This window comes from Aeromonas sp. Y289-2 (genome assembly GCF_027705925.1).
GTDB classification, from domain to species: domain Bacteria; phylum Pseudomonadota; class Gammaproteobacteria; order Enterobacterales; family Aeromonadaceae; genus Aeromonas; species Aeromonas veronii.
The window spans coordinates 1-8,137 of record NZ_JAPDCH010000033.1 but is presented as its reverse complement, the minus strand read 5'-3'; the positions used below and the strand labels follow the sequence as shown (position 1 = coordinate 8,137).

The window sequence follows — 8,137 nt, the reverse complement described above, 5'->3', positions numbered from 1 at the left end:
ACACACGGCAACAAACTCATGCTTCCAATCCGTGCGGGTACGACAACGCGCCAAAGGTGGTGGCCTTCGGTAACGGGTGTAAAGAGGGAATTAGCTTGAAAGATACGGCAAAGTGCCGCTAAACTTATTGGGAATCTTGGTAGCTGCTTCCCTCTACGTAGCCGTTACCAGGTGAAGTCGGTTCCCCAACTGACAACACCTTCGAAGAAACCGCCCTGCAAGGCGGTTTTTTCTTTTCAGGTCAACAGAATACGCGCCGGATCGAGATCAGCGCAAGGGGGCGATCGTGATCAAGCCCGTAAATTGCTGATCAGGGTAAAGTTTCAACAAGCTAGTCAATCCAATTTGTAGTGCTGACAACCGCTCATCAAGCCAATCTACAGACTGGCTTTTTTTCACATATTGACATCTAATTAATACGCTTTTTGTATGTTATTGGCACTAAATCAACATCAAATTAGGTGCATCAAATGATCGTAGCAGTGGCGCACAACAAGGGTGGGGTAGGTAAAACGACAACAGTCGTGCAACTGGCTGGCGAGCTGAATCCGGAAGTCATCATCGATCTGGACGCTCACCAGGGAATAGCCATCATCAATGGCCGCCGACCGGCAGAGCAGCGCAGGGACGTGAGAGCGGGCCTCGACAAGGTGGCCCTGATCAAATTATTGCAGGCTGCCGGTGAGCATCTGGTGCTGATCGACTGCGGTGGGTTTGACAGCGAGTTAGTTCGAATCGCCATCGCAGCAGCTGACCTGATCATTGCCCCGTCGAACGACGACATCACAGAACAGATCGGACTGGTGAGGTTCAACCGAGTGCTTGCCGAAATCAGCCAAGCATCTGGGGAGCAGATCCAAGCGCACGTGCTCATGACTCGTACTAATCCCAGCCGCAAGAATTTTTCGGCTATCAGCGATGAGCTAACAGGATTACCGCACCTCACCATGATGACCTCCAAGTTAAGCCGACGGGCAGATTGGGCCAACCAGATGGAGTCAGGTTTAGGAGTGACAGAGAGCGTTTCTACCCGCAGCAGTGCAGCGGGTATCGAGGCAAAAGCGTTGGCGGAAGAAGTGCAGTCAATACTTGCCTTATTGGCACAAAAAACATCAATTTAATATCAAAAAAAACACAAAAGAGATATTAAAATGACAAAAAAGATAATCAACCTGAACGATCTTGGCGCAGGAGCCCCCCTCAAAGAGGTCGCAGCGGTGACTAACCGCAGCAGAGGGAAGATCCCCACCAAGGCCAAGAACATCCAGAACATGCCGCTCGAGTTTTTTACACGCCACGCGGCGTTGAGGGAGCAAGGAAATACCAGCTTGCTATTCACCGCGTACATCATCGAGGCAGTCCGCAAAGCGCTGGAAGAAGACGAACAGAACTAACCACAACGCCCATAAAAATTGCGCCACAGCACCCGAAACAGAGTGCGTCTAAAACGCCTTTTATGTTCAACAAATTTCACATCGCAAAGCGGCCAGCTTGATAAGCTGGCCACAGGTAGCCTAGATTAGATTAAGCTATTAGACGTTGAAACCGACATGCCTCCCTGTAGGAAGCTCAACATCAACACGCAGCTTCCCACCCATTGCTTCCACGTAACGCTTCATGGTGGATAGCTTGATATCATTCCCACGCTGCTCCATCGCCACAACGGCCGGTTGGCTGATCCCGAGGGTAGAGGCCAACTCCACCTGGGACACTTCCAACTCTTCACGCAGCGCTTGCAAGCGCACCTCCAGCAGCAGCTCGTTAGCCATCTCCTGGATCCGCTGCTGACTATCCACTGAGCGGGAGGCCAGCATCTCATTTAGTGTTCTTCCCATTACCCTACCTCCAACTCAGTTAAGTGCTTGGCGTATTCCGCCTCAGCGACCGGCAACATCTCTTTGTAAAACCGCTTATCGTTACCGCCCTTATTGCCAGCACACAACACGATGGCTTGCCGCAACGGGTCAAAAGCAAAGAACGCTCGTAGCGGATCCCCCTGGTGCTGAACTCTCAGCTCTTTGAGGTTCGTAAAGCGAGATCCCTTGATGGTATCAACTAAGGGTCGCCCTACCGATGGACCGCCCTGCGCCAAGGCAAGCAACCCAGCCAAAACCTTCTCCTGCGTGGCCTCGTCTTGTTCATCAAACCAGACATCGAATAGATAGGTCGTTTTTACTGTCCACATAACGCACCAAATATAACCTTGGGTTTATATTATAGGGGGGCTCGACGCAGGTAACAAGTTACCGCTGTCGTAGTGCAAGCATGAAGCTACTGGCATCAACTTCGAACCGGCTGACCCCGATCTGCTGCAGGTAGAGCACCAGAGTATCGAGCTTGCGAAACACTCTGAGCTGCTTGCTACGTTGGGCGGCCAAGGCGCGTTCGGCGAGGCCGTAGCGCACCAGCAAGGTCCAGCCGCCAGGTTGGCCAACGGCGACCACGACACGGACGGCACCGGCGGCCACCAGTTGTACCAGGGTGGGATGAGTGATGGTTTCCATGGGATGCTCCGACACAAAGGGTTGTGCGACGCACAATGGGAGATAACGCTCAGCAAAACAAGCCATCTTGCAGGATGATAGGCAGCAAAAAGGGCGTCCGATTTAACGTAACGCCCCCTTATGCGCATACTTGCGCCACTAGAAATCACGTTGAACTCAAATGTCATCACCCATTTTTTTATCTATCAACATTGATATTTTACTCCTTAAGTCTATTACCTTTTTGTTCATTTTATTTCTTTGCTCAACACTCGCCTTTACATTAAAAACCTTATCAATCAACTCTTCATTTTCTCTCTTTATTTTATTTAGCTGTGTTAAATCAAAAAATCGCGGTTCAATATCCTCTGCTTTACAGACTAATAAAAACAACTCATCTATTGCCACCACCAAATCATCAACAATTAAGTTAATTTCTTTTTTTATATCGATCTTACTCATAACAAGCTAGCCAGATTTTATTTTTTAGTTACCAACGCCATAATCAGTATGGCGAATGAGGAAATGCACACATCGACACCACACTACCAATTAATGAACGAGCAAACAACTACACTTTAAACCCCTGAGATATTGCATATAACTTATTCGCCAAGCTAGCCAATTCTGCACAGGCCTGATTCATTTGTTCCGCACCAGAAGAAACCTCATCTGATGCATTACTAATGCTGACAATATTTTTGTTTAGCTCTTGACTAACTGTTGCTTGCTCTTCTAGTGCAGCAGCAATTTGAGTGTTCATTTGTGACGTTACCGCAATTGATTGCACTATATTGTTTACCGATGAATTAATTGATTCGGCATCTTTAGATATAGCCTCTATCATGCCATTACTCTGCTGCATGGAGTCACTAGCGTTTGAAGCTTCAGATTGAAATTCATTTACTATCTTGTTTATCTGAGCAGTCGAATCTTGCGTTCTTTTTGCCAAAGTTCTCACCTCGTCAGCAACGACAGCAAAACCACGACCTTGCTCACCAGCACGAGCAGCTTCGATGGCGGCATTCAAAGCCAACAAGTTTGTTTGCTCTGCAATACCTTTAATAACTTCAACTACAATGCTAATGTCACGGCTATTAATGCCTAATTGCTCTATGGCATTTGACGTGGATGCAATCGTTGACAGAGCGCTATTAACTGTTGCATGTGAGCGACTTACCGTATTTAAGCACTCAACAGACAATGAGTTCATTTCCTCTGATGTATTAGCAGCCTCCTGTGTATTTCTGGATGTTTCATCTATCGTCGCTTGCATCTCATTCATTGCTGTTGCTAGCGACGCCAAATCAACTTGTTGCTTTTTCATGTTGCTTGATGACTGTGATGATATAGTGCTAACTTCTTCTGCAGCAGCACTAAGCTGAGAGATTGCTTGAGAAAGCTCATTTACCATATTGTATAAATTGCTTCTCATTGTAGAAAAAACATCAGCCAAGGCACCTATCTCATCATTTGAGAAAAATCTCTTATTAATACTCTTTGTTAGGTCCCCTGTTGAAATAAACCCAGCTTGTTCAACCAAATAATCCATTGGTTTTTTTATCTTAACATAAAGAATTTGAGAAATAACCACTGCAATTAGCAATGCAAAAACAACAATTGAAATATTTAAATTTCTTGAATAAATTTTCTCGTCAGAGGACGCCATTGCAAACTCAACAGCAACTTCTTGATTAAACTTTACAATATCATGCATTTTGCTTACAGCTGGCTCCAACAATGCTTTTTGTTTTATCATCACAGTTTCATATAAATCAACTGGCTCTATGTTTTGGCTTACATATGCATCTAAAGCTGACTTAATATTATCATTACCAGATAAATACTTTCCTATTAAATCACGATATATTTCAGCATCCTCATCCTCTCTACTTGCATTTTTATCAGAAGAATATGGTAATTCCTTATAAAAAGCATCGGCATCGGCATATTTCTTTCTAAATAACTGAAGTTGATTGAGCAAGCTGGATATTTCTGATTTATTACCTTGAACTTTATTAATTAAAAGGGCCAGTTCTATTCGACGGATATTTTGCAATGTATCGCTTATTGATGCAGATGTTTCTATGGATGGAATCACTGAATTCTCCATGGTTGATACGAGTTTACTCATCGAATCAAGAGAATTGAGTGATACCCATGACATGATTACCATAATAGTAATCAACGTGAAAAATGAAGATCTTATTTTAAGACCCAAACTTATATATTTTGACATAAATCACCTTGCTGCCTATTTATCATGCCACACGTTGGCAACATTAGTTGCCGGCTAGGAATTGAGCAATGCTCAACACACTGATTATCGGCTATATACGTTTTTTTCTATAGCCCATTTTGTAGATGCACCTAACCCCTTTCGCGATTTTTTAGCCGCTAAAGCGGGACCCAGAGGGCGAACAGGTCGCCGGTATCACGTTTTGGCGCATTGCAACGCCCAAGACATGGCATTTACCGCCTGATTGTTTGCAACGCTTCTGAGGCGTTTTTAAGACCGGATCCTGCCGGATATGGTTTCGACCTGTTTTTGCATCCTGCGGTCTGTTTCGATATCTTGCTCTGCCCGTCGAGGTGCACCCGATCAGATAAGCCACCTCGATGGCGGGAAAGTGGGGCCACCGGCCCCAGTTTTTCACTCCCCTCCACACACCATGAAATCAATTTGCGATTTTGATGTTTTGAATTAGCGTTTTGATTTGGCCGCTGCTCACCTACCTGTAGCCTGTAGCTGTAACGGCTTACCCCAGTCTTGGGCCATGGTTGCGTTTCGGTGCAGGAGTAGGGTCTAGGCCCCGCTTCTGTCGGGCCAGAAGATCGCGCGCCTCCGCGCTCCTGCCAATCTCCGCGATCAGGGCCTCCCTCTCCACCCCGGACGTTGAAAGGTAATCCTCTATGAGCGTCTGAAGCCGCTTGGGGCAGGCACTCCACTCCTTCCCCCCATCAGCCCACCCGAGCACTCCCAGATGGCGCTGTATGGCGATAGTGCTGAACTCCAACGACTGCGCCGCCTCAACCTGAAGCGCCTTGCGCTGCCGCTTCGCCTTACGCAGCTCTATCAGCTCGTCGAACAACGTTAGCCGCCTGTTGTATTCCGGCCAGAGGCGATCATGCGCGGCCTCCGTCACTTCCCTTACCTTTCTAAGCGCCTTCGTGATCCGATTGCCCAGTTGGGCAAGCCCAGTGCGCAACTCGTCCAACTCGGCACCGCCCATGCCCTTGCTGTTGAGCCATGTTTTGAAGCGGTGGCCTTCCTCCCACGATTCGATCTGCCTTGCCACGCTATCGTGTTTCGACTCCAAATCGGTGACTGCACGTTTCGCCTGGCTAACCTCCCAGGAAGACTCCACCTGGTGATCAATGAGCGTGGGCTGAGTATTCGAGATCACATAGCTCAACTCAGCGTCATCCATCGCGACATAGCGCTGATTTTCAGCCAGTTCGGCGGCGATCACGGCCTCCTGAGCATCCAGCTCGGCCAACTCCAGCACCGCTGCATCCAACTCATGCACTCGCTCATCAATCGCCCTGATGGCCGACGCCTCGCGCTTGCGCTTCTCGCTATCGCGCCCTGTACGCCGCTCGAAACCTACCGCTGCAGGGCCTAGATGGTTGGTAGGCTCCGCATCGAGGCCACGGTTCTTATTGCTCCGGTGATCAACCCGAGCGGCCATACTGGCTCGTTCCAAATATTGATTTTGGAGAAGAGCGAAGCGCTCGCGCCAGTACTCAACGAGGGCTGGCCCGAACAGGTAGGAGTCGTCATTATCCCCCTTGGATCGCGCATCAAACTCGCGGGTCTTTTCGGTAAAGCCTTCCGGCCCCAGTCGGCGCGTACTGAGCAGGATATGAGCGTGATGATTTTGATTGTCGATCACCTTCCCTATGCCGTCCTTCTTGAATTTCGGTGGAGCATGAATGGCAACATCTGCCACGAACCCGTGCCTATCAACCAGCTCGCGGGCGAACTCTTGAGCTAGACGTTCTCGGTCATTAGGGGAAAGCTCTTGGGGCAGGGCGATCTCAAATTCACGCGCCACCGTCGAGTTGATACGGGTCTCTGCGCGCTCGACTTCATTCCAAAGACGCGCCCTGTCAGAGGCCCATGATGGGGCATGGCTTGGCAGGATCATTGTCGCTGAAATGACACCACCTTTTTTCCTGTAGTCGTGCAGCTCACCGGTCTGTTCATCCAGCAGCTTTTCTCCAGAACGATAGGCAGCCGCAGCCGTTGCTGACTGCCCATTGCGACGACTGAACGTCTTAACAGAGCAATGATAGATAGCCATGTCGCACCTCATGCCTTGGATTTTTACCGCCGGAAGCCGCACGCAAACGAAGTTTGCCTAAGTGCGCCCTTATGGGATTAAGATTAACACAGCGTCGGCATTTTTTGGCTGACGTGTTACTGGTAGGATAGGGAAAAAAGCGTGGGGAATAGCCATGACGGCCATCGAAGAACGGATAGAAACGCTCCAGAAAAAACTGAATGAGGCAAAGGCAAAGAAGCAACGGCTTGATGCCAAAAAAAGGGCCAAGGAGCGGAGTGTCAGTAGAGCAAATGACACGAGACGAAAAATTCTCGTGGGTGCAGTATATCTCGCGCTGGCAGATAAGGATGATGAGGCGCTGGCCGCGCTGACAAAACGCATGGACACAGCGCTAGATCGCACTGATGACCGAGCCCTGTTCGGCCTGCCTCCCAGACCGAAACCGAAGGCAGAGGCAGAGCAGCCTAGCGACTGCTGAGGTCGATCTCGATACGCCGGAACCCGATGCCATGGGCGGTGTTGGCAGCGGCATCAATGCTCTTGAACACCCGCCACCCTCCGCGCTGCCGTTCCAGCACCACGGTCTCGCTCTGGCGACCGAACTTCACCAGATGGAGGTGGTATCCGGCGCCCATTGGGGTGGGCACCACCAAGACCTTGGAGAACCCACCCTGATCGAACATCCACTTTGCCTGTAGCTCTTCCATCAGTATCTCCTTTTGATGAATCAAGCTTTAGATTTGATTCTGCGCCGAACGGGGGGCATGGTCAAGAGCACCCCGCTCCGTGGATAACTGCTGCCGCCCACAGGGGACGAGCCCCTGATGGACGGACAGGCGCAGTTACCCACCTCGCCAAGACTCTCTCTATGGGTAAACAGAGGGCTCAAAGAAGGCGGCCGATGGCCGCGAAAAAGGATGTCGGCAAAGCCTCCGCAGTCAGCAGGCTCTCCTGCCTTCGCTGCGCTTGAAGATAGGAGAGCCCTCCTGCTTGGCTATGTCAAAAATGACGTAGTTACGCTGGATAGGCTCGCCTTGCTCTGGACTATCGAGGCCGCTTGCGGCGGCTCCCTCTCACGCGCTCCAGAGACACATCCCGTCCTGCTGCACTTGCTTTAGCCCCCACCTGTTGGCCGGGCCGCCACGCGTTTTTAGAGTGGTGCCGTGTATGGCTGTTCCGTTCCACTGGTGCAAGTGCCCCAGGGTTGCGAGTCCTGGGAGGCTGTGATGCGCGATCGCACGCTGGGCAGTATGTGAGATTTCCCCGTTCTGCCCGACCAACCACACCCACACACGGCAACAAACTCATGCTTCCAATCCGTGCGGGTACGACAACGCGCCAAAGGTGGTGGCCTTCGGTAACGGG

The 8,137-nt window shown here is 49.9% G+C and carries 10 protein-coding genes; 3 read left to right on the top strand and 7 right to left on the bottom strand.

Features of this window, described 5'->3' with window-relative positions:
• Positions 1-470 precede the first annotated feature (470 nt).
• Both OKC43_RS21395 and OKC43_RS21390 read left to right on the top strand, forming a co-directional pair.
• Positions 471-1,121, top strand: coding sequence for a ParA family protein (locus OKC43_RS21395; RefSeq protein WP_270804115.1), 651 nt, complete (start codon positions 471-473; stop codon positions 1,119-1,121).
• Positions 1,122-1,151: 30 nt separating this feature from the next.
• Positions 1,152-1,394: a hypothetical protein gene (locus OKC43_RS21390; protein WP_270804114.1), complete on the top strand. Its 243-nt coding sequence runs from the start codon at positions 1,152-1,154 to the stop codon at positions 1,392-1,394.
• A 138-nt stretch (positions 1,395-1,532) separates the two neighbouring features.
• On the opposite strand, the gene OKC43_RS21385 is transcribed toward OKC43_RS21390, so the two are convergent.
• From OKC43_RS21385 to mobQ, 6 genes are all read right to left on the bottom strand, one after another.
• The gene (locus tag OKC43_RS21385) at positions 1,533-1,835 is read right to left on the bottom strand and encodes a helix-turn-helix domain-containing protein (RefSeq protein ID WP_270804113.1); all 303 of its coding nucleotides are present in this window, start codon (positions 1,833-1,835) and stop codon (positions 1,533-1,535) included.
• A complete protein-coding gene (locus OKC43_RS21380) occupies positions 1,835-2,185 on the bottom strand; it encodes a type II toxin-antitoxin system RelE/ParE family toxin (protein WP_270804112.1) in 351 nt (116 codons plus the stop codon). Before OKC43_RS21380 ends, OKC43_RS21385 begins: the two co-directional genes overlap by 1 nt.
• A gap of 58 nt (positions 2,186-2,243) precedes the next feature.
• Positions 2,244-2,504: a hypothetical protein gene (locus tag OKC43_RS21375; RefSeq protein ID WP_270804111.1), complete on the bottom strand. Its 261-nt coding sequence runs from the start codon at positions 2,502-2,504 to the stop codon at positions 2,244-2,246.
• Between the two features lie 156 nt (positions 2,505-2,660).
• Positions 2,661-2,945, bottom strand: a complete 285-nt coding sequence (locus OKC43_RS21370) for a hypothetical protein (RefSeq protein WP_270804110.1) — start codon at positions 2,943-2,945, stop codon at positions 2,661-2,663.
• A gap of 109 nt (positions 2,946-3,054) precedes the next feature.
• A complete protein-coding gene (locus OKC43_RS21365; RefSeq protein WP_270804109.1) occupies positions 3,055-4,617 on the bottom strand; it encodes a methyl-accepting chemotaxis protein in 1,563 nt (520 codons plus the stop codon).
• Between the two features lie 625 nt (positions 4,618-5,242).
• Positions 5,243-6,790, bottom strand: a complete 1,548-nt coding sequence (gene mobQ, locus OKC43_RS21360; protein ID WP_270804108.1) for a MobQ family relaxase — start codon at positions 6,788-6,790, stop codon at positions 5,243-5,245.
• A 154-nt stretch (positions 6,791-6,944) separates the two neighbouring features.
• Between mobQ and OKC43_RS21355 the strand changes: the two genes are divergently transcribed.
• Entirely contained in the window at positions 6,945-7,250 is a 306-nt protein-coding gene (locus OKC43_RS21355; RefSeq protein WP_270804107.1) for a mobilization protein, read from the top strand.
• On the opposite strand, the gene OKC43_RS21350 is transcribed toward OKC43_RS21355, so the two are convergent.
• Positions 7,237-7,479 (bottom strand): hypothetical protein, encoded by a 243-nt coding sequence (locus OKC43_RS21350; protein ID WP_042044883.1) that lies wholly within the window; start codon positions 7,477-7,479, stop codon positions 7,237-7,239. The two genes, OKC43_RS21355 and OKC43_RS21350, sit on opposite strands and share 14 nt — an antisense overlap.
• Positions 7,480-8,137 lie beyond the last annotated feature (658 nt).

Coding starts and splice junctions, on each gene's coding strand:
- OKC43_RS21395 (WP_270804115.1), top strand. CDS start 471: ATGATCGTAGCAGTGGCGCACAACAAGGGTGGGGTAGGTAAAACGACA.
- OKC43_RS21390 (WP_270804114.1), top strand. CDS start 1,152: ATGACAAAAAAGATAATCAACCTGAACGATCTTGGCGCAGGAGCCCCC.
- OKC43_RS21385 (WP_270804113.1), bottom strand. CDS start 1,835: ATGGGAAGAACACTAAATGAGATGCTGGCCTCCCGCTCAGTGGATAGT.
- OKC43_RS21380 (WP_270804112.1), bottom strand. CDS start 2,185: ATGTGGACAGTAAAAACGACCTATCTATTCGATGTCTGGTTTGATGAA.
- OKC43_RS21375 (WP_270804111.1), bottom strand. CDS start 2,504: ATGGAAACCATCACTCATCCCACCCTGGTACAACTGGTGGCCGCCGGT.
- OKC43_RS21370 (WP_270804110.1), bottom strand. CDS start 2,945: ATGAGTAAGATCGATATAAAAAAAGAAATTAACTTAATTGTTGATGAT.
- OKC43_RS21365 (WP_270804109.1), bottom strand. CDS start 4,617: ATGAGTAAACTCGTATCAACCATGGAGAATTCAGTGATTCCATCCATA.
- mobQ (WP_270804108.1), bottom strand. CDS start 6,790: ATGGCTATCTATCATTGCTCTGTTAAGACGTTCAGTCGTCGCAATGGG.
- OKC43_RS21355 (WP_270804107.1), top strand. CDS start 6,945: ATGACGGCCATCGAAGAACGGATAGAAACGCTCCAGAAAAAACTGAAT.
- OKC43_RS21350 (WP_042044883.1), bottom strand. CDS start 7,479: ATGGAAGAGCTACAGGCAAAGTGGATGTTCGATCAGGGTGGGTTCTCC.